Genomic DNA, 24,708 nt, shown 5'->3' on the forward strand with positions numbered 1-24,708 from the left:
CTGATGTGATTTACAAAAAGCTCTGGTTTTACTGTTTCAGGATATTCATGTCTGAAAGGCGTGCAGGAAGGTATTGATCAGTAACAAAATCCAGCCCACGGGCTGCAAATGCCTGTTGTTCTGATTTCAGGTTAAGGTCTAACTGAAGATTTATCTGTTCTTTCCAGTACTCGTTTGCAAACCGTGGATCGGTAAGTTCTGCCTTGAGCGCTGCAATATCCTGGTCGGTCAGGGAGTCTGAAGGGAGATCATAATCCCTGATATCAGTAGGCTGCACCCCGATAAACCGGGCAGAAGGGGTGACCAGAATCTCGGATATGTGGGCGCTTTTAATTGCACCATATGCAACACTGGCGAAAATCCGGTATGACCAGGGGTCACCATCGGTAAAGACCGTCACCGGGATATGAAATTCCGAGGCCAGCCGGTTCAGCACCCGTCTTGTAGATCGTGCCGGCTGTCCTTTCAGGTGGACGAGTATTGCATTGTACTTCTCATCAAACCCGTTCTCGATAAGCCTGGCATACATACCGCCGGTCTCGATGGCAATGACCATTTTTGCGTCATGTTCAACCAGTTCAAGTGAGTCAACATTGGTTGGGATCTGGTATCCGGACTCTCCCACATCGTCCTGACAGTGGATCTCCTTTGGCCCCCGTCTGGTATCTTCCCTGATTTTGAGTGGACCAAAGATGCTGGCGCCATCCTCTTCCGGCCGGAGATGAAAGTGCTCCCGCTGGACGTCGGTTAAAATTTCCAGGTCCTCTACCAGGAGATTTGAGTCATTCTGGGCAGCAAATTTTGCCCGTTTCCATCCTTCAGAGATGTAATAGAGTTCTCTTAAGGTAGATGATCGGCTTTCCGTTATCTGATGCTTTAAAAACCAGATGACATAGGCCATCTTCAGGATATGAAGAGCACTCTTCTCCGTCCCGGCTTCCCTGAGTCGTTCCCGGTCACCATACTTCCAGACTTCAGTTTCTTCATCATATGCGATGTTTTTCTTGGTCCGGGACGGCATGGTGATGGATGGAAGTTCGCCCTTTGTCATCTGATCGTACCAGCGTTCCGGAATAGCGAGAAGTCGTTTCAGGGTTCTATCCCTGATCTCCTGTTTAGGATCGGTCAAGGTCTACCACCACTTTTTTCTTCTCATCAACACCCCTGATATCAATCATTCCGTTTCCGGTTCCCTGATATGTAACCCTCCAGTTTTCTCCCGCAGCAAGCCGTATCTGCCATACGCCGGAATGGTCCGGGTCCATTTCCTCGATGAAAACTGCCTCCGGCTCTGCTTTTTTAAGATCATCAGAGGTGATAATATACAGGGTCAGGTCAAGGGCATGGGCGGTGTAGTTCTGGAGTGATATCGTCACCGTTCCGTTCTCTGTCTTTTTCTTTGCGACAAGCCGCTTCATGATCTGGCCCTCGATGGGAGAAATATCCGGGACCGGTTTTTCAATAGTTTCAGAGATCTTTTCAGCAATTTCCGGAATGATTGCACAGATGGCACGTGCTCTCTCCTCGGTCTGCCGGCTTTTATCCCGACGTGAGAGGAATGTCTTGAGGTCCCGCCCGAGTTCCTGTAGTGCAAGGGTTACTTCCCGTTCAATATCGGGGATTGATGCGATTGCATCCTTGCTTTCACTGGTAAAGGGAACGTTGGTGGAGGCTACATGGATAAGGAGCAGGACTGGTCCGGTGGGAAGACCTGACTGGCTGATACTGTATGTCTTCCAGTTCACCGAACTGATGCATCCGGTTATTGCGCAGGCTCCCTGCTGGTACATGAGAGGAACCCGGTTTGCAAACCGCATGATCCGGGCAGTTCCCTCTGATTCCAGTTTTCCGCCATACCCAATGGCCGCTTCGACGATGAAGGGATGACCGTGGTATACTGATGCAGGCCTCGTCCGGGCCGAGCAGAAATCAAATTCGTACTCCTTTTCCAGTCCCTGCCTGATGAGCACCTCGCCAATCGGAGACAGGCACTGGCCTCCCAGTGGAGGAGGAACTTTTGCTTGCTGCATTGCAACCTGGAGTTTTGCCAGGTCATCGGGACTTAAGGTACTGGCTTTTTTATTCGGCTTCAAGCCGGCAAGTCCGAGAATCTCGGTCGCTGTCTTCTGTCCTACCCGGGAAAAACTGTTTACCAGAAATAATTCAAGTGGCTCAGTGGATCCGGCAGCAATCCGCTTGAGTTCACCTAGTTCTACTCCGTGCGGATGGGGGAGTATCGCCTGTGGCGGGATGATAGGCTCATCGCTCGCCCGGTCAAAGAGAATTGCTTCCCCGTCAAGTTCCACACGTATCCGGGCATGGGGGTTTACAACTGAAGTATACCTGAGATATTCCACCAGCCGTTTCCTGGCTGTCAGGGAACTTTTAAACTCTATCTCTATCCGGGTCCCATGTATCCGGTCCCAGGTCGTCTCCTCTTTTTCCAGGATCTCAGGCTCGTTTGTTTCGGTCTTAATCTGGATCCTGAATCGGTAGGCAGGGCGGTCTGACCCGCACCGGGAGATAACTAGAGTCGGCCTTCCACTCGTAAGCTGGGCATATAAGACCGCCGCCGATATTCCGATACCCTGCTGACCTCTTGACTGCCTGATTTGGTGAAATCGTGACCCATAGAGAAGTTTTCCAAACACATAGGGGATATTATCCGGTACAATCCCCGGCCCGTTGTCCTCGACAACAACCTTGAAGATATCTCCTTCCATTCTGAAGATTCCAAGGTAAATATCCGGAAGCACTCCTGCTTCTTCACAGGCATCAAGGGCATTGTCGATGGCTTCCTTGACGGTGGTGACAATCCCCCGTGTCGGGGAGTCAAAACCTAATAGGTGCTTGTTCTTCTCAAAAAACTCTGCAACGCTGATGCTCCTTTGTTGTTTTGCAAGTTCATCAGCACTGGCAGGTTTTACGGGAGGAGCCATATCTGCCAATCCTTATGGGTTAAGTTTTCTGACAACGTCACTTACCGTCAGTTTTTCCTGCGTTCCTGCTTTAAGATCTTTAAGCGTTACATCCCCTGATAGCGCCTCTTCCTTCCCGATGATAACCGCATAGTCAGCACTTTTTCCGGCTGCTTTCATCTGGGCTGAAAAACTTCGTTCCATGAGATCAATTTCTGTGATTATCCCATTCGTACGGAGTTCTTCGGTAACAACCAGGGCACGGTCACGTCCTTCAGGGGTAGTAATTACCATGACCTGTGGCTGGTGAAGGCTCCGGATATCTTCTCCAAGAGCCACCATAACCCGGTCAAACCCGATGGCAAAACCTGCTGACGGGGTATCTTCTCCCCCGAACAGGTGAGCGAGCCGGTATGCTCCCCCGCCGAGGATCTGATTTTCAGCCCCAAGCCCCTCGGCAAAACACTCAAAGACTACACCGGTATAGTAATCAAGGCCGCGGGCAATCGCCGGATTGATCTCATAGGGAATCTGCTGGACATCGAGGATATGAAACATCTCCCTGATCCTCTGGCTTTCCGGGATTTCTCCGATGACTGAAAAGACCTCGTCAAGTGTACGTGCTCCACACAGCCTGATGAGAGGATCACAGAGTTGTTCCTGATTAATGGCTTTAAGATGTGAGACGGCTGCATCTTCTTCCCGCTTATCAAGAAATGCCCGTATCTTTTTCTTTTCCTCATCTGCAAGGTCTGAAAGCAGGGTTCTCATAAAGGAAAGGTGTCCTATTTTCAGAACAAATCTGACACCCGCTGTTTTGAGAAGGTCATATCCGAGAATTATTACCTCGGCATCAGCCATTGCGGAGTCTGCCCCGATAAGTTCTGCACCAAACTGCCAGAATTGCCGATATCGTCCCTTTTGAGGTCGTTCGTACCTGAAACAGTCTGCAAAGTAGCACCATTTCACCGGTTTGTTCAGTGATCTTCCCTCTTCAACGTACATCCTGAGGACTGGCGCGGTAAGTTCCGGACGAAGAGAGAGGGACCGTCCGCCTTTGTCTTCAAAGACATACATCTCATTAATGATTCCTTCTCCGGAGCGGATGGTAAAGAGTTCAGTCTCTTCAAATACTGGGGTTGAGATCTCTCTAAATCCTCTGATTCTGGCCCGAAGGCGCATTCGTGCTTCGATCTCCCTTCTTCGCTCCATCTCATCAGGAAGCATATCCCGTGTTCCGCGTGGTTTTTGTATCATAGTATCATCTTTTGCTATTGTTCCGGGGAACACTCCCGAAGAAACGGTTTATAGCTGGTTCATTAGTCCATATCTTCTCTCTGACTTCTTTTCCCTGAAGATATAATCCAAGCAGTACGATCCCGGTACCAAGAATTGACACATCCGGCCAGAACCAGACAATTCCTGCACCCGCTGTCGCAAGCGCAGTCTGTAGTACTCCCTTTTTTGCCGCGTTCCGGTACCCTGGAAGGCCGGAGCGGGCCCATATCCTGATATCCCGAAGCCAGAGGAAGATGCAGACGATTGCACCAAACAGCGAGATAGGAAAAAGAATAGTCATTGCAATGAACCTATTATGTACTGTTTCTAGCATATCGTACTTATTCCATATGCACACGGTTCATAGTCTGAAAAGACTTCTGCAGGCAGCGTATGATCATGAACTTGATCCGGATGAAGCTCTGGCACAGATAACCGCAGACTCCGTTTTACAGGTAGGTTCTTGTGCCCGTTTGGATTTATCCCGCAAATCACGGTGCGGTATACCTGAGGTGATCCTTGCAGAAGGAAAAAACCCGGCTCATCTTCGTTCAATCATCGAATCATATGTTAATTCTGCCGGAAGATGTATCATATCGCGGCTAGATCCCGGACTTGCCATGTCATATCTTGAATGGGCACGGGATGAAGGTATTTCTGCTTCATGGTCTGATGAAGGGCGCGTCATGGTTATGGCCAATGGTATAGAGGTCGAAAAAACCGGAGGAAAAGTAGGAATTATCACCGCTGGTACGTCTGACATCAGGGTTGCAGAAGAAGCACGCATTATCGTCGAAGAGATGGGGTGTGAGGTGTATACTGCCTATGATGTCGGAGTTGCCGGAATTCACCGCTTGTTTCCGGTCATTCTAACGATGGAATCATGTCATGCCTTTGTGGTTGCTGCAGGAAGGGAAGGGACTCTGCCGTCGGTTGTTGCAGGTCTTGTTGACCGCCCGGTCATCGGTGTCCCGGTCTCAACCGGGTATGGGTACATGGGAGAAGGTCAGGCAGCTCTTGCCAGTATGCTCCAGTCATGTTCGGTCCTGACAGTTGTGAACATTGATGCAGGATTTGTTGCCGGGGCATCTGCAGCGATGATCGCAAATCTGGTGGTTAAAAAATCATGATCCGGGCATTATATATTGGAAGGTTTCAGCCATATCACAACGGTCACCAGTACGTGATTGACCATATTGCCAAAGAAGCAGATGAATTGATTATTGGTATTGGAACAGCACAACTAAGTCATGAACCCGCAGACCCGTTTACCGCCGGTGAACGGATCCTTATGATCACCCGTGCCCTTCAGAAGATCCAAAAACCGGTATATGTGATTCCTCTGGAGGATATTAACCGGAATGCTCTATGGGTCTCTCATGTGAGAGCAATGACACCACCGTTTGACCGTGTCTATTCCGGAAATCCCCTGGTAATCAGGCTCTTTTTTGAAGCCGGTATCCGGGTATTGACCCCGGCAATGTATGAACGGGGAACCCTTTCCGGGACTACTATCCGCGAACGAATGGTCTGTGGTGATAACTGGGAGGATCTGGTACCTGTCCCGGTTTGTCAGGTTATCCGGGAAATTGATGGTGTCTCCAGGATACTGGTATTAGCCCGCGATGACATGACCTGTCCTTTAGATGGAGGAAAATAACTGCATGTTTGAGAAAATAAAGAATATACTCAGTAAAAAAGCAGAACCGGCAAAAGGGGAAACAATCACCTTTGAAGAACTTCCTGCATGGCTTGAAAGGCAGGAAAAAGATTGTATCAACCGTCGTGCCGGGGCAATAAAAACTTCACGCGAACGAATCATTACCTTTAAGCAGGATCTTCGTCAGCTCCTCACTGAGTTTGGTCAGGAGACTTCGGATGAGCCCCATCATCATAAAGTCGAACAGGTGAACCGGCATGCTCTTCCCCAGTTCTGCAAAAAAATTGAATCCGAACTTGAGGGTGGTTTTTCAGATGACGATGAAGAATTTTACCAGGAAGTAGCAGGACTGATGAATGGATGTTTTAAGGCATTTAAGGGTCCTGGAAAATACCTGCACCATTTATATCCGGAGGAGATTAAGGAGTTTCGCCATACCCTTGATAACACGGGTCATGAGCTCAATCGCATGACCGAAATAATCCGGCTTTCACGTGAATATCTTTCAAATCTGGCCGAGATCCACGATGAACTCGAAAACCGGCATGAGATGGAAGAAGAGTTAAGGCAGGCAGGTGTTGAAAAAGCTAAATACGAATCATCACTTCTGGATCTTAATAATAATCTTGAATCATTACAGTCAGATCTTGCCCGGCTTTCTACATCAGTCGAATATCAGGAATATTCACAACTTGAAGAAGACATTCAAAAAGCTGAAACTGAGTTTAAGCAGAGCATGGAAGTTTATGAATCACATATACGAAATGCGATTCCGGTCTGGAAACGGGCAGGAAAATTGTTCCAGGAACAGGGTAATGCAGAGCATGAGAAATTAATGGATGATGTAGTCCACATCGCTCAATCTCCCCGCAGGCAGGATGATGAGATTGTTCACAAGGTAAAGGTCTCATCAAAGGAGCTCTTCTCTCTTATCGGGAAGGGTTTACTGCAGACAAAAAATACCTTTGAAAAACACCTTTTCACGAATCCGGAAGAATATTCTGAAAAATTTTCTCAGAGTTTGCAATCGATACGAAACATATCCGATAACCTGGAATGTAAAAAACAAGAGCGCGAAAATAATTCGGTCAATGAGAAAATTAGAGAATTAAAACATTTGATTGAGCATGCAGAGCATGAAATCCGGCAGGCAGAAGATGAGGAGAGCAGACGGATAGAGCGAATGTCAACGATGGAAGAAAACCTATCCAATTCTCTTACCACAATCCGGGAAAAATTCGACAGATGTTCCAAGGATAAAGCCCGGTTAATCATTCCGGGAGAAATGGAATGAGTGGGAAGTCTCACCGAAATTTGCAGGTTTTTGGCGGGTTTGTTCAGTGTCTTCCTGATAAACGTGAAGAGGTCGTTAAATGCCGGTTTTGTGTTCATTCAGTCCGGTTTAAAACACAGAATGCTGAAATTTCCTCGCCTGCCCGTGCTTTTTGTAGCAGGGTCAGAAGTACAGATGAAGTGGATTTGAAAGATATCGTTGAGGTTGTCTGCGATGATGTGAAACAGGAAGGATATCGCAGCATGCTCAATGTCATCAGTTAAAAAATTTGATGATTTCTTCTATTTTTACATGTTTTTCAACATGATCGGCAAGTGCATCATAAGGATCGGTAAGATGTTCCGGCATCTCCCATGAGATGCCTTTCCGCTCACAAAGAAATGATACAAATGCACCGGCAACTTCCGGTGAAGTAAAAAGGCCATGCATGTATGTGCCGATAAGAAGGCCGTCCTCACTTACCACGCCCTCATCTGAAAATGCCTCTTTCATCCCGCTGGTATCTGTTTCACCCATGTGTATCTCATATCCTGATACTGTGGATACCTTTTGAAGAAATGGTCCGTATCCTGAGGATCTCCGGGTAACCTGGACCGTTGTTTTCTGATACTCTGAAAATGTGGTGGTGCAGGGTATCAGGCCGATACCTTTGTATTCGCCCTTTTTGGATTCAACACCAGAATCTATAATTTTCTCACAAAGCATCTGGTATCCTCCGCATATCCCGACAATTGGGATATGAGCTGCCCGTGCCTGAATTATCTCTTCTGTTGTGCCGCTGTTTTGAATTTCCTGCAGGTCCTCGATGGTATTTTTCGTTCCCGGAAGGATGATGGCATCATATCCTTTCAGTGAATCACCAGGGTTTACATACGTAACTGAAGCATATCGTTCAAGAAGTTCATAATCTGTGAAATTGGATATTCTTGGAAACTTAATTATCGCAATACGAATTGGTGAATTATTGTTCTTTTTATCAGACAAAGAGAGTGAATCTTCGCTTGGTATATCGATATCTGTCATGGGGATAAGACCCAGGGTAGGAACTCCGGTTAGTTCATCCAGGATCTTCATTCCATCGGAAAAAAGGGAGGGATCACCTCTGAATTTATTGACTATTACTCCTTTCACCAATGGACGAATGTCATCCGGGAGCAGGGAGATAGTCCCGTAAACCTGGGCAAACACTCCTCCCCGTTCAATGTCAGCAACCAGGATGATTGGGAACTTAAGTTTTCGGGCAAGGCCGATATTTGCAATATCACGATCATACAGATTAACCTCCGCAGCCCCTCCGGCTCCTTCGACAACCAGGGCTCCAAACTGTTCGAGAAGTGTTTTTGCTGACTCAACTGCTATTTCAAGAAGATTGTCCGTGAGCTGATAGTATTTTTTTGCATGCACATCGGTGTATGGTTTTCCGAGCAGAATAATCTGTGAACTTTGATCCCCTTTAGGTTTGAGAAGAATGGGGTTCATATGGATGGAAGGTTTAAGACATGCTGCATGTGCCTGCATGGCCTGTGCGATTCCGATCTCACCCCCGTCTTCTGTTACCCATGAGTTCAGGCTCATATTCTGGGATTTAAATGGAGCAGCTACCCTGTCGTGACGGTGAAGTATGCGGCATATGGCTGCAACTATTGTGCTTTTACCAACGTGAGAAGCGGTCCCCAGGACCATAACTGACATATTACTCAGGTATGACTGCCCGGGATATTATAATGCAATAACCGCTTCCCCAGATTGATATTAAAAAGCCGTTAAAACACCGGGATATTTTATGATAAGCATTTAATAGTAAAACATGAGATGGAATAAGTAATGAATGGTGGTATCTGCTCCATCTGTGGGCTGCCAAAAGAACTCTGTATCTGTGAAGAAGTTGCAAAAGAACAGCAGCGTATAAACGTGAAAGTGAATAAACGCCGGTATGGAAAAGAGGTTACGGTAATTGAAGGACTTGATCCGACAGATATCGACCTTGAAGATCTTTCAAAGTTTATGAAGAGTAAATTGGCCTGTGGCGGAACCGTCAAAGGCAACTCCATAGAGTTACAGGGTAACCACCGTGAACGCGTAGTCAATCTTCTTGGCACGAAAGGGTACGCGGTGGACAATATCTCGAAATGAGAATAACTACCTATTTTTTTCTTTTCTGTCGAATCATTGAATGCAGATCAAGGCGGTAACTATCCTCTGATCCCAGTCTGACTACCCGGTCATCGGACTCAATGAGTCGGGAAAGATTCAGGTCGTACCTTCCGGGTTCGAGGATCCGGATACTTTCAAGAGAATCAGACTCCTGGGTATCTTTTGAGATCTCTTTTTTTACATCCGTGTTCTTATCGTCTGATATCTTCCGGGGTGTTTCAGGTTCCAGGGGTTTAGAATCCGGCTCTGCTCTGGTTTCTTTTCTCCCTTTTCCCTTTTCATAAATGAATTTGCCGCATCCACAGACCGGACAGCCATCTTTCAGATACCGGGCATCAGGAAAAAGTGTGTTACAACCGGTACAGCGGTGGGGCATATGTCACCTGCCTGAGATCCAGGCACTGATAAATCCACGGTCTTTTCGGATCATTTTTAATTGGTTTGCAGGCCCGATTACGGTAAGTCTTCGAGATTCATCTCCTTTTAGAAAGCGTGAAAAAACTCCCGGATTTTTTTGTTTGGATGGATATGATTCAATTTCAATGCCTGAAAATCCATCCGGCAGGATCTCCTGCATGGTCATTTCAATGAGGACTGACTGTTCGTCCGGAGTAAGGCCGCTTTCCAGGATAACAATGGTTCCTTCCCTGACATTATCCAGGATAAGGCGTATTTTTTCCATCGACGGCATTTGTGAAAGCCGTTCTTCAGATATCAGATCAATCCGTACACCCTGCATTTTCCTCACCTGAAATGCCTGACCATCTCTTCATAAAGACTCTCTATCTGTGTTCCATCAAGACATGAAACCGGTACAACCGGGTGCTGGGGGAATGCATTTCGAATCCGTTGTGGGGTTGCATCAGGCAGATCTATCTTATTAGCTGCAATGATTACCGGAAGTTTACGGCTTTCAATGATCCCGATCATCATGATATTTACCTGTGCAAACGGATCGAGCGTGGCATCTATCATGTAAATGACCCCGTCTATATCCTCTCTAAGCCAATGCATCGCTTCTGCCACACCTTCAGTTGCTTCGCGTGCCCGGTTGATTGCATCTTCACGTTCTATTCCATATTCCAGAAACTCCTTATAATCAACCCTGGTTGTTACACCTGGTGTATCAACGATATCAATCGTTACAGATTTCCCATTTGAACCGGTGATGGTGATATTTCCTGAACGAGCCGCCCTTCTTGTTTCATGGGGGACCTCGCTGGTTGTTCCTGAGATTGTCCCTGACCAGTCTCCTGCAATTCTATTTGCAAGGGTGGTTTTTCCCGCATTTGGTGGGCCATAAATGCCTATACGAGCTGTTTTCTTCTGAAAAAGACCTGAGAGGATTCGCGAGAGAGTATGGCTTATTCCCATTGTAGTTACGTCCCGGCGCTGTTTTCAAAAAATCAGGCATATCCTGATTTGCCTGTCTTAAAGGGTATGCTCAGGGAGTATTATTATTGTTGTCATCCCACCTGTTTCGGAGCAATAATAATTGTGTGAGACCTCACCGGAGCGATGGATTAATACCCAATCCCGATAACTATCAGAGCAATGCATCTGCCGGGGAGCTTAGAGGTGATTAGTGATGAGCTACAACAGTGACAAGATCCAGCTCGAGACCAAGGTCCCGGTGCGGGAAATAATGCGAACAAATCCAAAGACTATTGATTATCATGCAACTGTAGCCCATGCAGCACGCAAGATGTGCAGTAAAGATCCTTCCGGAAGTTGTATTGTTTTAAAAGACGGTGTTGCCGTGGGGATAGTTACTGAGCAGGATATTAATTGCAAGGTTGTTGCCAGGGACATGCGTCCAAGTGAAGTACATGTCAGTGAAATAATGACTTCACCTCTGATTACCATTGGAACTGAAAAAACGGTTGAGGATGCGGCACATTTAATGATTCGGAACCGGGTGCGGAGACTGCCGATTATCAATGATAAAGGAGTTGTAATCGGTATTGTAAGTGTCCGGGACATCGTTGCAGTAAGCACCGAAATCAATGAACTGATGAGTGAACTGGTAGTAATTAACAAAGCAGACGATTTCTCATCAGGTATGTGCAGCAGGTGCGGTCAGATGTCTGACGATCTGAGAAGTGTGGATGGTGCACTCATCTGTCCGGATTGTCTGGAAGATGACCGGTTATAAAGCGGGTATGTTCAATAAAACCTGATGACCCGACCGGGTTTATCAGGAAAAATGCCTGTTTATAATCCGGATTTATGGGATCCACTGAATATTTCCAAAAAAGCAATCCTCCATGATTCGGATAGAGATGTCCTGCGGAAAAATTTTTGAATTTATTTCATTTCCCGCAGGAATTATCCAAGGTCCTGGGTCTGGCAGGTTTGACAATTTAAATTTCTTTCATCTAAAGGCTGGTATCATATGAATTTACGAAATGATCCGGAAAATCGGATAACTGTATCAACAATAGCGACATCCAAGGTCATATCCGCTCCACCAACCATGCGTATCTACGGAGCGATTGAAACACTGACGCAATGGGGATTTCGCAGACTTCCGATCGTCGATCCGGGAACTCACCGCCTGAAGGGAATCATAACTGCACGTGATGTTATTGATTTTCTTGGTGGAGGCGAGTTATTCAATCTCATTAATGTCAAGCATTCAGGGAATTTTTTAGCTGCAATAAATGAGAGTGTTAGTAAAATTATGAAGACGGAGGTCAGGACCTTACGTCCTGATGCATCCCTTAACGAAGCACTTGAAATAATTCTCAAAGATAGAATCGGTGGAATACCTGTCGTTGATGAAGATGGTGTCCTTACCGGGATTGTGACTGAAAGAGATGTATTAAAGATATTATGTCGCTCCCATGCAGCATATCACGTGGAAGATGTGATGACACGATCACTGTTAGTTCAACAGCCGGATTGTCTTCTCTCCACTGTGACAAAAGTGATGACTGAACATCAGTTCCGCCGTCTCCCCATCGTTAAGAATGATGTGCTCTTTGGAATAATCACTGCAACAGATATTGTCAGATATATCGGGACCGGAAGAGTATTTGAGAAGCTTGTTACCGGGAATGTTGGAGAAGTTATGAATATCCCTGTTCGCGATTTATTAAGCGGCAATCTCTTTACCACTGATCCCGATGCGACAATTACTGATGCTGCCCGGGCCATGATGGCAAAGAAAGTCGGAGCATTGCCGGTAATAGAGCAGAGCAGGCTTGTCGGACTGGTTACTGAATTCGACCTTGTAAAAGCATTTGATTCTGGTGTAAACAACAGGTGATAAAAATGCTGGTTTCTGACCTGATGACAGCACCTGTACATGCTGCAAAACCCTATGATACGGTATCTTATGCACGAAATCTGATGCTGAAGCATCGGATATCCCGGATTCTTATAGTGGATGATGGTCGCGCACTCGGTATTGTAACAAAGAAAGACATCGGCTATCGCCTGAGAAAAAATGATCCAGACTGGAGGTTTCGTCTGATTGATAACGAACCTTTGAACCGGGTTATGTCCGGAGATATTGTAAGTCTGTCTCCGGATAGCAGTATCAGGGATGCGCTTTTGCTGATGATAACCCACAAAATATCCGGAGCACCGGTGATTGACCTTGGAATCATCCTGGGTATTCTGACAAGAACCGATGTGCTGCGTTCCCAGATTGTTCGTGAACTGGATGTTCCGGTAAGAGAACTGATGCACAAACCAGTTGTGGTGACATCTTCTCATTCATCAGCCCATGTAGTGGATTTGATGAAAAAAGGCGAAGGAGCAGTTATCGTTGTTGATGATGGAAGTCCTGTGGGAATTATTACCGATACCGATCTTGCGTTCTACGAAGAACGGCCTGACCATGCGGGTTCTGGTACCGCGTCAGGAATCATGCGGTCAATAATTCCTTCTCTTCCTGAAACAGCGAGAACCGGTGATGCTGTGGCATTAATGCAGAAAAATGCCTGTACATGTGTGATAGTCACCGGTGAGACTGGCATTATTGGAATAATTACCAGAGATGACATAATACGGGAAGTGGTTTTATGACCAATACCATATTTATACGAGACGTGATGGCTAAACCGGTCACCATAGCAAAATCTGCTCCGGTGACTGAAGCCTTGGATAAAATGCTTGATACCGGACTTGACCCACTGGTGGTTCTTCACCATGATGAAGTGGTCGGTACCGTATCCCGTCAGAAGATAGTAGAAAAACTTGGGGCAAGACATAGTTCAGAAGTAGCGCCCACTACAATTCACGTCTCCAATACCATTGATACGGAATTCACCATTGTTTATGAAGACCAGGAACTTGATGTCCTGATACCGCTTCTTCAAAACCAGGCAAAACTGGCAGTGGTATATAATGAAGACAACAAGATGGTCGGTCAGGTTACCTATGGAGATTTACTTGCAAAAATGATTCCAGACGGTGATCTGCCTTCAGTTACTGATCCTCATCATGTCATTGAAGCCGGAGAGAGAATGGTTCATCTCCGAAGAAAAATGGTTGATGAAAAGATTGGCAGGTACGTGGTTATGGCTGAGAATAAAATGGCAGGCCTTGTGTCTGAAACTGATGTGGCCGTAGCTCTGACAAAATTCAGGGAAGCAGTAGATGACAGACATCAGGAACACCAGATAAGAAATATTCTGGTCAAGGACATCATGAGTTCTCCTGCTGTAAGCACTGACGTTAATTCATCAGTTAGTGATGTTGTTTCACTCATGCTTTCAAAGAACATAAGCAGCCTTCCGGTTACAGATAATGGAAAGGTTGTGGGAATAGTGACCCGGCAGTCTCTTATCCGGGCATTATAACTTTTTTATTTCGATATTTCCTTATACATTCAGAGTTAAATCCGCTCTTATGATCCTCCCTCCTATGCAGCCTGTCATCCCTGATCGCCGGGTTGACGAGTTATTGAATAAAATGAGCAGAACCGGATTTCAGGGAAGAAAACTGGGGGAGTCGGTTTCTGTCTGGCAGCAGATGATTCAGAGTCCGGGTGTAACAATAATCATGGGACTTTCCGGAGCCATGATTCCGGCAGGTATGCAGGAATGTCTTATTGAGCTACTTGAGCGGAATTATGTCGATGTCCTGGTTTCAACGGGAGCCAATATTTTCCATGATATCTGTGGTCATTATGGAGTGAATCATTACATCGGATATCACCAGGCTAATGATCAGGAACTGTTCCAAAATGGGATTGACCGGATATATGATGTTTTTGCCTATGAAGAAGAATTTCGCAATATTGATGCGCAGATTGCATCATTTGCAAATTCAATTGGGGGATTTTCTGGTTCTTCTGCTGAATTCATTCGTCTTCTCGGGCTTCATCTGCTCTCTCAATATCCAGATGGCAGATCAGTGACAGCAACAGCAGCAAAACTGGGGGTTCCGATATTCACTCCTGCTCTCTGTGATTCATCTATCGGTATTGCCCTTGTGATGGCAAGGAAGCATGGTGTCAAAATATCGGTTGATCAACTGGCTGATGCAGATGCGCTCACAACGCTGGTGGAGCGCGCCTCTTCAACCGGAGTGATTTATGTAGGTGGCGGTGTTCCAAAAAATTTTATCCAGCAAACACAGGTTATTGCTTCAATTCATGAACACGGATGTGGTGGTCATGACTACGCTATTCAGTATACTACTGACACACCCCATTATGGCGGTCTTTCTGGTTGCACGTTTGAAGAAGCGATATCCTGGGGAAAAGAATCCTGCACATGTACAAAGGTCCAGTGCTTTTGTGATGCAACCATCGCTCTTCCACTTGTTACGTCGGCACTTATTGCATCTGGTGTATCCCGTTCGAATCAGGAAAAATGATGGTTGGATTATGGGACTGCATCATAATCCTTATATGGCATTCTCGTCCACATTAGTAAGCACAATTCCTGTAGCAGCAGATCATCTGTTGCGAGTGTCGATAAGATGCGATTTTGCATGTTGAGGTAGCCAAGCCAGGTATGGCGCAGGGTTGCTAACCCTGTGTCCCTTGGGACTCGGGGGTTCAAATCCCTCCCTCAACGCTGACACGCAGGCAATTCCCTGAAGTGAGGCATTGCATGGCTCAGGATGAACAAGAGATAAACTACTTTGTCAGGGTTAATAATACCGACCTTGACGGGACGAAGCCCGTTATTACTTCCCTGACCGGCATCAAAGGTGTCGGGCGACACACTGCGAAGTTCATTGCTGAAACTGCGAGTGTAGAGAAGAACGCGTTGATGGGTAAGCTTGAAGAAGCATCCGTTGACCGGATTCGGGAAGTTGTTAGTAATTATGCCGAACGGATTCCTGTCTGGATGTCTAACCGACCTAAAGACATTTACACCGGTGAGAAACGCCATCTGCTTGGAGCAGATGTGATGATGACCGTTGATGATGACATTAATCTTCTCAAGAAGATTCGTGCATATCGCGGGATCCGTCACGAGACTGGTCAGAAAGTCCGTGGTCAGCGTACGAAATCCTGTGGAAGAACAGGTCTGATTGTCGGTGTGAAGAGAAAGAGAGTCTAGGCGGGATGAAATATGGGATATCCAGGTAAAAATCATAAACAATACCAGACACCCAAGCGTCCGTTTGAACTTTCCCGTATTGAGGAAGAGACCCGCCTTGTAATTGAGTATGGTCTCAGAAACAAGCGTGAGGTCTGGATTGCCAAGGGGGCACTTCGGAAATACCGAAAAGCAGCACGTGAGATAATCGCTCTGCAGTCTACCGGTTCTGAACAGGAAAGAGTTGAACGGAAAAAGGATGAACTCATCGGCTCCCTGCAACGGTCAGGGATGATCGGAGAGAACGCCGATATTGATGATGTGCTTGCACTCAAAGTTGAACAGCAACTTGACCGGCGGCTTCAGACACAGGTCTATCGCCGTGGGTTTGCCCGTTCACCAAAGCAGGCTCGTCAGTTCATTACTCATGGACACATCGCAATTAGTGGACGTCGTGTCACAATTCCTGGTTATGTCGTTAATGCAAAGGAACAGGAAGAGATTTCTTACTCTGGTTCGTCACCACTGGTTAGCGATATACATTCTGAACGCCAGCGTATTGCGAAGGTTGGGAGATAATTATGGCTGAAGGGAAGGAAAAATGGGGCGTTGCACACATCTACGCATCATTTAATAATACCATCATCACAGTAACAGACCTGACCGGTGCTGAAACCATTACGAAGAGTTCCGGAGGAATGGTTGTCAAGCAGGACCGAAACGAAAGTTCTCCATATGCTGCAATGCAGATGGCAGGGAATGTGGCCCAGGCAGCACGGGAAAAGGGGTTAGTCGGACTTCATGTGAAGGTTCGTGCACCCGGCCGTGGAAAGCAGCGGTCACCCGGCCCGGGAGCTCAGGCTGCAATTCGTGCACTTGCCCGTGCAGGGATGCGTATCGGACTCATTGAAGATGTGACTCCGGTACCCCATGACTCTATCAGGCCAAAAGGCGGGAGAAGGGGTCGTAGAGTCTGATGAAGATCGAATTCAGCAGTCTTGAAGAGGGCAGTGCATCGTTTGCTCTGGATGACGCTTCAATTGCATTTGCGAATGCTCTTCGCCGTGCAATGATCAGTGAGGTCATGGCTTTTGCCATTGAAGATGTCAAGATCTATGACAATGCCAGTGCTCTCTTCGACGAAATCCTGACACACCGGCTCGGATTAATTCCGCTGGTGACCGATCCGGACAGTTTTGTCCCACGAAGTAAGTGTTCCTGCAATGGGGCAGGATGTACCCGTTGTACGGTAACACTCACCATGAGTGTTGAAGGTCCGTGTATGGTTACCTCAGGAGACCTGATTTCCCAGGACTCTGTCGTAAGACCTGCTCTGGACAATATTCCAATCGTGAAGCTTGAGAAGAACCAGAAGGTCGTGATTGAAGCACAGGCATACATGGAACGTGGAATGGAGCATGCAAAATGGTCCCCCACTACGATATGCGGATATAAGAACTACCCGATTATAACCCACGATGACCGGTGTGACGGGTGTGGGCTTTGTGTTGAGGTCTGCCCGAAGGAAATTCTTCTGGTAAAAGGATCTGCAATAGGTCTAAAAGATGGTGCCCTTGAATCATGTTCTCTATGCCGTCTCTGTGAGCAGGCATGTCTGAATAGTGGGATCGGGGATGAACCAGCAATCCATATTAAAATGGATGACCGACGGTTTCTCTTTACTGTAGAGAGTGCCGGAGCATTACCTACTGTCAGGATTATTAAACAGGGACTGCTGTTTCTCAAGAATCAGTCAGATGAATTATACGAGGCTTTGAGCGAAATAAGAGGGTAACGGAGCATGACCAGAAGGAATGATAAGTCCAATCCGCGCCTTGCCGAACTCATCAGACTCCTGAAGCAGACGTCGCGTGAGAACGAAGTTGAGATCTGGAGTGATATTGCTTCCAGACTCGAGAAGTCACGGAAGAATTACGCGGAAGTTAATGTCAGCAAAATTAACCGGTATGCACAGGATGGGGAAACCCTGATTGTCCCGGGAAAAGTGCTGGGGAGCGGAGTTGTTGAGGCAGGTGTGACGGTAGCTGCACTGAGTTTTTCAGATGCTGCAATAAGTAAGATCACCGAAGCAAAAGGGCAGTGTATCAGTATTGAACAGCTGCTTTCCAAAAACCCGAAAGGGAGCAGGACCAGGATACTGAGGTAGGTGCAAGACTCATGGTAACGGTAATTGATGGTGATGGCCTGCTTATCGGGAGACTAGCCAGTACGGTTGCAAAACGCGCCTTAGCTGGCGAAGATATCGCAGTGATCAACGCCGAAAAAGCAGTTGTGTCCGGCAACCGTGCACGCGTCCTGAATAATTACAAGCATAAACGCGAACGCGGTTCACGTGAAGGTGGTCCGTTCTTCCCGAGAAGACCTGATCACATTCTGAAAAGAACTATTCGTGGTATGATTCCCTACAAGCGCGAGCGGGGAATCGAGGCCATGAAACGGATCAAAATTTATGTCGGTGCACCTGATGAACTTTCAGGTCTGCCGAGTGAAACGATTGAGTATGCAAGCAAGAAGCGGCTGGGGAATCCGTCACATGTGACACTTGGTGCCATCAGCACGTTCCTTGGAGCAAAATATTGATCAGGTGACCTCTGATGAGAATAATCAATACCAGTGGAAAAAGAAAAACTGCGGTTGCCCGGGCAACATTACGGCCAGGTAAAGGAGTTGTTCGGATAAACTCTTTCACCCTTGATGTGTTCTCCACCGAGCTTGTCAGAATGAAGATCTCTGAACCACTCCAACTCCTTCCGGGAGTCCTGGATGGTGTGGATGTTTCCATTAAGGTAGCTGGCGGAGGAATTATGGGGCAGGCAGAAGCTGTGCGCACTGCACTTGCCAGGGGAATTGTGAAATGGCATAACGATCCTCGCATGAAAGATGTTTATCATGTATACGATCGTAGTCTTCTCGTGAACGACTCACGTCAGAAAGAAGCCAAGAAGCCACATGGTCGTGGGGCACGGAAGAAATTCCAGAAGTCATACCGGTGAGCTTTATAACGATGAACTATAACATTAGTGGAGCAACTATATGATACCGGTTCGCTGTTTCACCTGCGGAAAGGTAATCTCCACTGCATACGAGGAATATAAACGCCGTCGAGATGAGAACGAGGATCCTAAAAAGATCCTCGACGATCTCGGTATGGATCGGTATTGTTGCCGGTGTATGTTACTCACGCACAAGGAGATTATTGACGAGCTTAACCCATACCAATGAGGGGTCGTAGGGTAGCCTGGACCATCCTAGGGCGTTCGGGACGCTCTGACCTGAGTTCGAATCTCAGCGACCCCATTCTTGTGCCAACGGATTTTTGAGGAGTTACGCATGCAAATATATACTCGCTATGAGAAGGCGCGAATTGTAGGCGCCCGGGCACTTCAGATTTCAATGGGTGCCCCGATCCTTGTTGCAACTCCAAGTATTGATCCACTTGAGATTGCAATGGAGGAATTCGAGCGTGATGTCATTCCGATCACTGTAAAACGGAGATAGTGGGCTGAATGACCATCACGCGCGGAATAACTCTGCGAATCATCCTCGATTCCCGGGGGAAAAAGACGGTTGAAGCTGAGGTCCGGACTGAAAATGGATTTGGCAGGGCAGCGGCTCCGGGTGGTGCCAGTACTGGAATATATGAAGCAGTAGTACGTGATCCGTCAGATGCTGTTTCTGATGCAACTATACAGGTAATTCCGCATCTTATCGGGGTTGATGTTTCAGATCAGATAGGATTTGATTCACTCCTCCACGAGATTGATGGAACCGGAAATTTCTCCCGGATTGGGGCGAATGTTGCTGTTGCATTGTCTCTCGCTGCCTCAAAAGCAGCAGCAGACTCACGCAATATCCCTTTATGGCAGCACATTGGCGGAGTATTTGTGGCTCATGCTCCAAGGCCTCTTGGGAACGTGATTGGCGGTGGAGCACATGCACCCTACGCAACAGAGATCCAGGAATTCCTGGTGGTCCCAACCGGATGTGAGCGTGTTCGTGATGGAATATTCGCAAATGCCCGGGTTCATGCTCTTGTGCGTGAACTCCTGACAAAACGTGGAATATCTACTGGAAAAGGGGATGAAGGGGCATGGGCTCCCCCGATCTCTGATCCGGATGCATTTGAGGTTCTCTCAGAAGCAGCAGATATTGCTTCGGATGAAGCAGGATTTGAAATAAGTCCTGGTATAGATGTTGCAGCAAGTCAGTTGTATGATCCTGAGTCCGGGATGTACCGGTACAGGGATGGCAGACTTCGCTCATCTGAAGACCAGGTGACATATATTGCAGATCTCATCGACGAATATGAACTGGTATATGTCGAAGATCCCCTGTATGAAGAGGATTATGCAGGATTTGCTGCTCTGAACAGAGAAACCGGAAACAGGTGTCTGATCTGTGGAGATGACCTTTTTGTCACAAACAAAAAGCGGATTCAGGATGGTCTGACACAGGGAAGTACTAACTGTGTACTTATAAAGCCCAATCAGATAGGAACCCTGACCGATACCTTTGAGGCGATTGATATTGCCCAGAGGAACGGGCTGGAAACAGTCATGTCTCACCGATCTGGAGAGACAGAAGACACGACCATTGCACATCTTGCGTGTGCATTTAATTGTGTATTTATAAAAACGGGGGTTGTCGGCGGGGAGCGGACAGCCAAACTGAACGAACTCATTAGGATTGAGGAGAGTATCTATGAACGGAAATGAAATGGAGATTGAACTGAACGAACCACTTGTTTCAGTTGAAGAGTATCTTGCAGCAGGTGTACACATCGGTACCCAGCAGAAAAGCAGCGACATGAAGAACTTCATTTACCGCGTCCGCGGTGATGGATTATACATTCTGGATATCAGGGAAACTGATGAGCGGATTAAACTGGGAGCGAAATTCCTTTCCCAGTATGACCCGGCAAAGATCCTGGTTATAACTTCCCGTCAATATGGGCAGTACCCTGCACGCAGATTTGCAGATTCAATTGGTGCAACCCCGATTATTGGCAGATATATTCCTGGAACCCTTACAAACCCGCGTCTTCCACGGTATGCAGAACCTGATGTCGTTGTCGTTACTGACCCGGTCAGTGATCTGCAGGTCATAAAAGAGGCTATTCAGGTTAGTATCCCTGTTGTGGCACTTTGTGATACCAATAACATGACCAGCCTTGTGGATGTTGTAATCCCAACCAACAACAAAGGACGTAAGGCACTCTCCATGATCTACTTCCTCCTGACCAAGGAGTTCCTCAGACACAAAGGGTACAATACTTCCCTTACACCTGAAGATTTCGAAACCGAGATGTAAGATCCCCGGACTGGATTATATAGAACCGATATCCTGAAACGTATCAGGGTTCAATCCCTCGTCCATGATGAGCAGAGCCAGCACGGTTGCCGGGATGTTTTATCCCGGTGATCCCGGACGTCTCAGGCAACTTCTGACTGAATTATTTCGGGATTATCCATCATCCGGAGATGCAGCAGGAGTGGTTTCTCCACATGCCGGGTATGTATACTCCGGTAAAATTGCAGCACAGGCTTTTGCTGCATTCGACGATCGGTTTGACGGAACCTTTCTGATCATAGGTCCAAGTCACAGGGGTTTTCCTACCTGTATTTCACAGGTTCCCTGGGAAACTCCGCTTGGGATTCTGGAACCGGATACTGTTCTTGGATCATACATCGACCTTCCTGTTGATGAACGGGCGATGAGTTATGGCTCCGAGAACTCTCTGGAAGTGCAGATGCCTTTCATACAACACCGGTTTCCAAAATCCAGGATTCTTCCGGTAATGATGGGTAATCAGACCCTCTCCGAAGTCCGTCGTGTCTCATCCATCATCACCAATGCTCTGGAAAAATATGAAAAACCGGTAAAAATCGTGGCTTCAAGTGATTTTTCTCATTATGTCTCTGCTGAAAAGGCATATCGTGACGATCATTACGCGATAGAGGCGCTTGTAAATATGGATATTCCTGAGTTTTTCTCCAGAATACAAACTCATCATATAACGGCCTGTGGATACGGGCCAATTGGCTGCATGGTTGAAGTATTAATGACCCGGGGAAAAACCCGGTGCGACCTGCTTGGATATACCACTTCAGGGGAGTCAAGCGGTGATTATGATCAGGTCGTAGGATATGCGGCGTTGGCGGTGCAATAGTGGCAACCTGGAGTGCACCCGGAAAGGTCTTTTTATTTGGAGAACATGCCGTTCTCTATGAAAAACCCGGGATAGCACTTGCCATCAGACCGCGTGTATATGTAACCGTCAGAAAAACCAATCATCCGCATCATGCAAAATCACCGTATATCGATCAGTGTTTCCGTGAGTTCGGAGTAAAAGGAAGCGTATATATCAATTCACAACTCCCGAGTTCATCCGGGCTTGGTTCATCAGCAGCAGTTACCGTTGCAACACTTGCAGCAATTAACGACGAATTTGACCTGGGGAGGAGCAGGGAACAGATCGCTGAAATGGCCTGGAAGATTGAGAAAAAAGTCCAGAAAGGCCGGGCCAGTGCAACAGATACCACAGTCTCTACCTATGGTGGTATGTTCCTGATAAAAGGGGGAACACGTAAGCGTCTTGCCCCACAAAATTACCACCTCATAGTTGGTAATACTCAGGTTTCTCACTCAACAAGCAGGATGGTTGAGAAGGTAGCTGAGATCAAACAGAAGCATCCATCAATAATTAATCCGGTACTCGACTCTATTGAAGCGATCGTTATGGATGCAATGAAGCACCTGGATGAACCTGCATACCTTGGGAAACTGATGGATATGAATCACTCTCTTCTTGAGACACTGGGTGTCGGCCACCCTCAGCTCTCAAGACTGGTGCTTGCAGCACGTTCAACCGGTGCATTTGGTGCGAAAATCACCGGTGCAGGGGGAGGTGGCTGTATGGTAGCAATAGCTCCGAAAAATATTCGTGCACGAATAGCCGGTGCAATTGAAGTGTTTGAAGGCCGGGCAATAATCACCTGCCTTGACACCGAGGGGCTGAGAAAGGAGCGGGATGCCTGATAGAACAATTCTTAAACTTGGAGGGAGTGTCATCACTCATAAGGCCGGTGGTGATACGGGGACCGTCCGTGAAGATGTGCTCCGGGAAGTAGCCAAAGCACTTCGTGAATATTCTGATATTCCTCTCATACTCATTCATGGTGCAGGATCATGTGGACACCCGCAGGCAAAGCGGTACCGCATACAGGAAGGGGTTTCGAAGAATAACCGGGTTGGAATTTACGAGACTCACCTTGCAGTATCATCTCTGAATGAACTGGTTGTCAGGACGCTTCGTAATGAGGGATTAGAAGCAATTAGTGTCCATCCGTTTCAGGGAATGGTGGCATCCGGTGGTGAACTCTCCGGATACTGCCTGGATCATATAAACCTCATGCTTGACCTTGGCATGGTACCGGTTCTGCATGGGGATGTTGTAATGGACACCATGAAAGGAGCATGCATCGTTTCCGGTGATCAACTGGTCAGGGTATTGGCAGAAAAGCTCTCTATTGATCGCATCGGGCTTGCAACCGATGTGGCCGGAGTGCTTGATGTCGATGGGACGGTTGTGAGGGAACTGCGCCGGAATATGGCGCATACCATCAGGATTGGAGGCTCCGGCCATGTTGATGTGACCGGAGGCATGCAAGGAAAAATTACCGAACTCCTGCGCCTGGCTGACAGAGGCATTGAGTCTGAAATATTTCATATCTCAAAGCTCAGGGAGTTTTTGAGCGGGACTAATCATGGTGGAACCAGGATTAAGCCGGAGGCAGAATGAACAGGCGTGATTTTACCTCCTCCCGCAAACTAGACCACCTTCGAATTTGTCTGGATGAACCAATAGAATCCGGTAATACCGGTTTTGAAGATATCAGACTTGTCCATGAAGCACTCCCCGATATTGACATGGACAGTCTTTCTCTGAATACCCGGTTTCTCGGCCATGAATTAGGCTCTCCCCTTTTTATATCCGCAATGACCGGCGGGCATCCGGAGACAAAAGAAGTAAATGCTGTACTTGCAGAAATTGCAGGAGAATTTGGTCTTGGCATTGGTGTTGGATCACAACGGGCTGCAATCGAAAACCCGGATCTTGCAGATACTTTTTCTATTGTCAGGGAAAAAGCCCCGGATACATTCATTGTAGGAAACCTGGGAATTGTTCAGCTTAAGGATCATGGCATTGATTGGGCTGAACGTGCAGTTGAGATGATTGATGCAGATGCCCTGGCCATTCATCTCAATTTTTTACAGGAATCAATTCAGCCTGAAGGGGATCACGACGCCAGTGGATGTTTTACTGCTCTTCGTGAACTTTGCAGGGAACTGAAGGTTCCGGTAATTGTAAAAGAGACCGGTTGTGGTATTTCGTATGAAACCGGTCTGCGATGTTACGGGGCTGGTGCTGCCTGCATGGATATCGGTGGATATGGGGGTTCTTCCTGGGCACTTATTGAAAGCCACCGGTCGGGGAGCGTTGCCGGCAAAGAAAACCTGCAACTCAAAGGACTTGGAGAACGGTTTGGAATATGGGGTATTCCGACCGCAGTGAGTTTATTCGAGATAGAGAAATGTAATGGACCGGTTATCGCAAGTGGGGGAATAAGGTCCGGCATTGACCTTGCAAAAGCACTGGTTCTGGGAGCGGATCTGGCCGGAATGGCACTCCCGCTTTTAAAACCAGCATGCGAAGGTCCAAAGGCCTTGCGAGAGGTTATCAGTACAATTCATCAGGAATTACGAATTTGTATGTTTCTCACTGGAAAATCCCGAATCTCCGAGTTACCTGAAGCCCGGTGGTATGTTACCGGCAATACACGGGATATGATAGAAAAATGACAAGGAGGAATTAAC

The 24,708-nt window shown here is 47.1% G+C and carries 33 protein-coding genes and 2 tRNA genes; 27 read left to right on the forward strand and 8 right to left on the reverse strand.

Annotated features, from left to right (window positions below):
* Positions 1 to 28 precede the first annotated feature (28 nt).
* The 4 genes from DLD82_RS03235 to DLD82_RS03250 are packed head-to-tail and all read right to left on the reverse strand — an operon-like array spanning position 29 to position 4,530.
* The gene (locus DLD82_RS03235; RefSeq protein ID WP_109939675.1) at positions 29 to 1,129 is read right to left on the reverse strand and encodes a DNA topoisomerase IV subunit A; all 1,101 of its coding nucleotides are present in this window, start codon (positions 1,127 to 1,129) and stop codon (positions 29 to 31) included.
* Positions 1,116 to 2,939, reverse strand: a complete 1,824-nt coding sequence (locus DLD82_RS03240) for a DNA topoisomerase VI subunit B (protein WP_109939676.1) — start codon at positions 2,937 to 2,939, stop codon at positions 1,116 to 1,118. The genes DLD82_RS03235 and DLD82_RS03240 overlap by 14 nt, the downstream gene beginning before the upstream one ends.
* A gap of 12 nt (positions 2,940 to 2,951) precedes the next feature.
* On the reverse strand, positions 2,952 to 4,175 hold the full coding sequence (gene hisS, locus DLD82_RS03245) for a histidine--tRNA ligase (protein ID WP_109939677.1): 1,224 nt from the start codon (positions 4,173 to 4,175) through the stop codon (positions 2,952 to 2,954).
* 4 nt (positions 4,176 to 4,179) lie between these two features.
* Positions 4,180 to 4,530: an ABC transporter permease gene (locus DLD82_RS03250; protein ID WP_245920352.1), complete on the reverse strand. Its 351-nt coding sequence runs from the start codon at positions 4,528 to 4,530 to the stop codon at positions 4,180 to 4,182.
* Between the two features lie 16 nt (positions 4,531 to 4,546).
* Here DLD82_RS03250 and larB point away from each other — a divergent pair, with 16 nt between their 5' ends.
* From larB to DLD82_RS03270, 4 genes are read left to right on the forward strand one after another with little or no spacing between them, the layout of a single operon-like run.
* Positions 4,547 to 5,326 carry a nickel pincer cofactor biosynthesis protein LarB gene (larB, locus tag DLD82_RS03255; RefSeq protein WP_109939679.1) on the forward strand — a complete coding sequence of 260 codons (780 nt, stop codon included), beginning with the start codon at positions 4,547 to 4,549 and terminating at the stop codon, positions 5,324 to 5,326.
* Positions 5,323 to 5,856: a nicotinamide-nucleotide adenylyltransferase gene (locus DLD82_RS03260; protein WP_109939680.1), complete on the forward strand. Its 534-nt coding sequence runs from the start codon at positions 5,323 to 5,325 to the stop codon at positions 5,854 to 5,856. The genes larB and DLD82_RS03260 overlap by 4 nt, the downstream gene beginning before the upstream one ends.
* Before the next feature lie 4 nt (positions 5,857 to 5,860).
* On the forward strand, positions 5,861 to 7,150 hold the full coding sequence (locus DLD82_RS03265) for a hypothetical protein (RefSeq protein ID WP_146199677.1): 1,290 nt from the start codon (positions 5,861 to 5,863) through the stop codon (positions 7,148 to 7,150).
* Entirely contained in the window at positions 7,147 to 7,413 is a 267-nt protein-coding gene (locus DLD82_RS03270) for a hypothetical protein (protein WP_109939682.1), read from the forward strand. Before DLD82_RS03265 ends, DLD82_RS03270 begins: the two co-directional genes overlap by 4 nt.
* Here the strand turns inward: DLD82_RS03270 and DLD82_RS03275 are convergent.
* Entirely contained in the window at positions 7,406 to 8,842 is a 1,437-nt protein-coding gene (locus DLD82_RS03275; protein ID WP_109939683.1) for a cobyric acid synthase, read from the reverse strand. The genes DLD82_RS03270 and DLD82_RS03275 overlap by 8 nt on opposite strands.
* A gap of 132 nt (positions 8,843 to 8,974) precedes the next feature.
* Here DLD82_RS03275 and yciH point away from each other — a divergent pair, with 132 nt between their 5' ends.
* Entirely contained in the window at positions 8,975 to 9,283 is a 309-nt protein-coding gene (yciH, locus tag DLD82_RS03280; protein WP_109939684.1) for a stress response translation initiation inhibitor YciH, read from the forward strand.
* A 10-nt stretch (positions 9,284 to 9,293) separates the two neighbouring features.
* On the opposite strand, the gene DLD82_RS03285 is transcribed toward yciH, so the two are convergent.
* The 3 genes from DLD82_RS03285 to DLD82_RS03295 are packed head-to-tail and all read right to left on the reverse strand — an operon-like array spanning position 9,294 to position 10,678.
* On the reverse strand, positions 9,294 to 9,680 hold the full coding sequence (locus DLD82_RS03285) for a Zn-ribbon domain-containing protein (RefSeq protein ID WP_109939685.1): 387 nt from the start codon (positions 9,678 to 9,680) through the stop codon (positions 9,294 to 9,296).
* Positions 9,681 to 9,683: 3 nt separating this feature from the next.
* Positions 9,684 to 10,043 carry a DUF2073 domain-containing protein gene (locus tag DLD82_RS03290; RefSeq protein WP_109939686.1) on the reverse strand — a complete coding sequence of 120 codons (360 nt, stop codon included), beginning with the start codon at positions 10,041 to 10,043 and terminating at the stop codon, positions 9,684 to 9,686.
* 5 nt (positions 10,044 to 10,048) lie between these two features.
* Positions 10,049 to 10,678: an Era-like GTP-binding protein gene (locus DLD82_RS03295; RefSeq protein WP_109939687.1), complete on the reverse strand. Its 630-nt coding sequence runs from the start codon at positions 10,676 to 10,678 to the stop codon at positions 10,049 to 10,051.
* A gap of 214 nt (positions 10,679 to 10,892) precedes the next feature.
* Between DLD82_RS03295 and DLD82_RS03300 the strand changes: the two genes are divergently transcribed.
* The 22 genes from DLD82_RS03300 to fni all read left to right on the forward strand — a co-directional run bounded on the left by DLD82_RS03300 (position 10,893) and on the right by fni (position 24,693).
* A complete protein-coding gene (locus tag DLD82_RS03300; RefSeq protein ID WP_109939688.1) occupies positions 10,893 to 11,459 on the forward strand; it encodes a CBS domain-containing protein in 567 nt (188 codons plus the stop codon).
* Between the two features lie 240 nt (positions 11,460 to 11,699).
* The gene (locus tag DLD82_RS03305) at positions 11,700 to 12,575 is read left to right on the forward strand and encodes a CBS domain-containing protein (protein WP_109939689.1); all 876 of its coding nucleotides are present in this window, start codon (positions 11,700 to 11,702) and stop codon (positions 12,573 to 12,575) included.
* Between the two features lie 5 nt (positions 12,576 to 12,580).
* Positions 12,581 to 13,339, forward strand: coding sequence for a CBS domain-containing protein (locus tag DLD82_RS03310; protein ID WP_109939690.1), 759 nt, complete (start codon positions 12,581 to 12,583; stop codon positions 13,337 to 13,339).
* On the forward strand, positions 13,336 to 14,115 hold the full coding sequence (locus tag DLD82_RS03315) for a CBS domain-containing protein (RefSeq protein WP_109939691.1): 780 nt from the start codon (positions 13,336 to 13,338) through the stop codon (positions 14,113 to 14,115). The genes DLD82_RS03310 and DLD82_RS03315 overlap by 4 nt, the downstream gene beginning before the upstream one ends.
* Positions 14,116 to 14,164: 49 nt before the next feature.
* A complete protein-coding gene (locus DLD82_RS03320; protein WP_109939692.1) occupies positions 14,165 to 15,136 on the forward strand; it encodes a deoxyhypusine synthase in 972 nt (323 codons plus the stop codon).
* Between the two features lie 119 nt (positions 15,137 to 15,255).
* Positions 15,256 to 15,339, forward strand: a tRNA-Ser gene (locus DLD82_RS03325).
* A gap of 36 nt (positions 15,340 to 15,375) precedes the next feature.
* The gene (locus DLD82_RS03330) at positions 15,376 to 15,831 is read left to right on the forward strand and encodes a 30S ribosomal protein S13 (RefSeq protein WP_109939693.1); all 456 of its coding nucleotides are present in this window, start codon (positions 15,376 to 15,378) and stop codon (positions 15,829 to 15,831) included.
* A 12-nt stretch (positions 15,832 to 15,843) separates the two neighbouring features.
* Positions 15,844 to 16,389: a 30S ribosomal protein S4 gene (locus DLD82_RS03335; RefSeq protein ID WP_109939694.1), complete on the forward strand. Its 546-nt coding sequence runs from the start codon at positions 15,844 to 15,846 to the stop codon at positions 16,387 to 16,389.
* Between the two features lie 2 nt (positions 16,390 to 16,391).
* A complete protein-coding gene (locus DLD82_RS03340) occupies positions 16,392 to 16,787 on the forward strand; it encodes a 30S ribosomal protein S11 (RefSeq protein WP_181391226.1) in 396 nt (131 codons plus the stop codon).
* Complete coding sequence (locus DLD82_RS03345) at positions 16,787 to 17,605, forward strand: DNA-directed RNA polymerase subunit D (RefSeq protein WP_109939696.1); 819 nt, start codon at positions 16,787 to 16,789, stop codon at positions 17,603 to 17,605. Before DLD82_RS03340 ends, DLD82_RS03345 begins: the two co-directional genes overlap by 1 nt.
* A 6-nt stretch (positions 17,606 to 17,611) precedes the next feature.
* Positions 17,612 to 17,977, forward strand: a complete 366-nt coding sequence (locus DLD82_RS03350) for a 50S ribosomal protein L18e (protein WP_109939697.1) — start codon at positions 17,612 to 17,614, stop codon at positions 17,975 to 17,977.
* 11 nt (positions 17,978 to 17,988) lie between these two features.
* Positions 17,989 to 18,411, forward strand: a complete 423-nt coding sequence (locus tag DLD82_RS03355) for a 50S ribosomal protein L13 (protein WP_109939698.1) — start codon at positions 17,989 to 17,991, stop codon at positions 18,409 to 18,411.
* An 11-nt stretch (positions 18,412 to 18,422) separates the two neighbouring features.
* Positions 18,423 to 18,824, forward strand: coding sequence for a 30S ribosomal protein S9 (locus DLD82_RS03360; RefSeq protein WP_109939699.1), 402 nt, complete (start codon positions 18,423 to 18,425; stop codon positions 18,822 to 18,824).
* Between the two features lie 40 nt (positions 18,825 to 18,864).
* Positions 18,865 to 19,053 carry a DNA-directed RNA polymerase subunit N gene (locus tag DLD82_RS03365; RefSeq protein ID WP_109939700.1) on the forward strand — a complete coding sequence of 63 codons (189 nt, stop codon included), beginning with the start codon at positions 18,865 to 18,867 and terminating at the stop codon, positions 19,051 to 19,053.
* Positions 19,054 to 19,128, forward strand: a tRNA-Pro gene (locus DLD82_RS03370).
* Between the two features lie 33 nt (positions 19,129 to 19,161).
* Positions 19,162 to 19,329, forward strand: a complete 168-nt coding sequence (locus DLD82_RS03375) for a DNA-directed RNA polymerase subunit K (protein WP_109939701.1) — start codon at positions 19,162 to 19,164, stop codon at positions 19,327 to 19,329.
* Positions 19,330 to 19,337: 8 nt separating this feature from the next.
* Positions 19,338 to 20,546 (forward strand): phosphopyruvate hydratase, encoded by a 1,209-nt coding sequence (gene eno, locus DLD82_RS03380; protein ID WP_109939702.1) that lies wholly within the window; start codon positions 19,338 to 19,340, stop codon positions 20,544 to 20,546.
* On the forward strand, positions 20,533 to 21,141 hold the full coding sequence (gene rpsB / locus DLD82_RS03385) for a 30S ribosomal protein S2 (protein WP_109939703.1): 609 nt from the start codon (positions 20,533 to 20,535) through the stop codon (positions 21,139 to 21,141). The genes eno and rpsB overlap by 14 nt, the downstream gene beginning before the upstream one ends.
* Positions 21,142 to 21,205: 64 nt before the next feature.
* The gene (amrB, locus tag DLD82_RS03390; protein WP_109939704.1) at positions 21,206 to 22,000 is read left to right on the forward strand and encodes an AmmeMemoRadiSam system protein B; all 795 of its coding nucleotides are present in this window, start codon (positions 21,206 to 21,208) and stop codon (positions 21,998 to 22,000) included.
* On the forward strand, positions 22,000 to 22,869 hold the full coding sequence (gene mvk / locus DLD82_RS03395; RefSeq protein ID WP_109939705.1) for a mevalonate kinase: 870 nt from the start codon (positions 22,000 to 22,002) through the stop codon (positions 22,867 to 22,869). The genes amrB and mvk overlap by 1 nt, the downstream gene beginning before the upstream one ends.
* Entirely contained in the window at positions 22,862 to 23,632 is a 771-nt protein-coding gene (locus DLD82_RS03400) for an isopentenyl phosphate kinase (protein WP_109939706.1), read from the forward strand. The genes mvk and DLD82_RS03400 overlap by 8 nt, the downstream gene beginning before the upstream one ends.
* Entirely contained in the window at positions 23,629 to 24,693 is a 1,065-nt protein-coding gene (fni, locus tag DLD82_RS03405) for a type 2 isopentenyl-diphosphate Delta-isomerase (protein ID WP_109939707.1), read from the forward strand. The genes DLD82_RS03400 and fni overlap by 4 nt, the downstream gene beginning before the upstream one ends.
* The last annotated feature ends 15 nt before the right edge of the window (positions 24,694 to 24,708 follow it).

This window comes from Methanospirillum stamsii, from assembly GCF_003173335.1.
Taxonomy (GTDB): Archaea; Halobacteriota; Methanomicrobia; order Methanomicrobiales; family Methanospirillaceae; genus Methanospirillum; species Methanospirillum stamsii.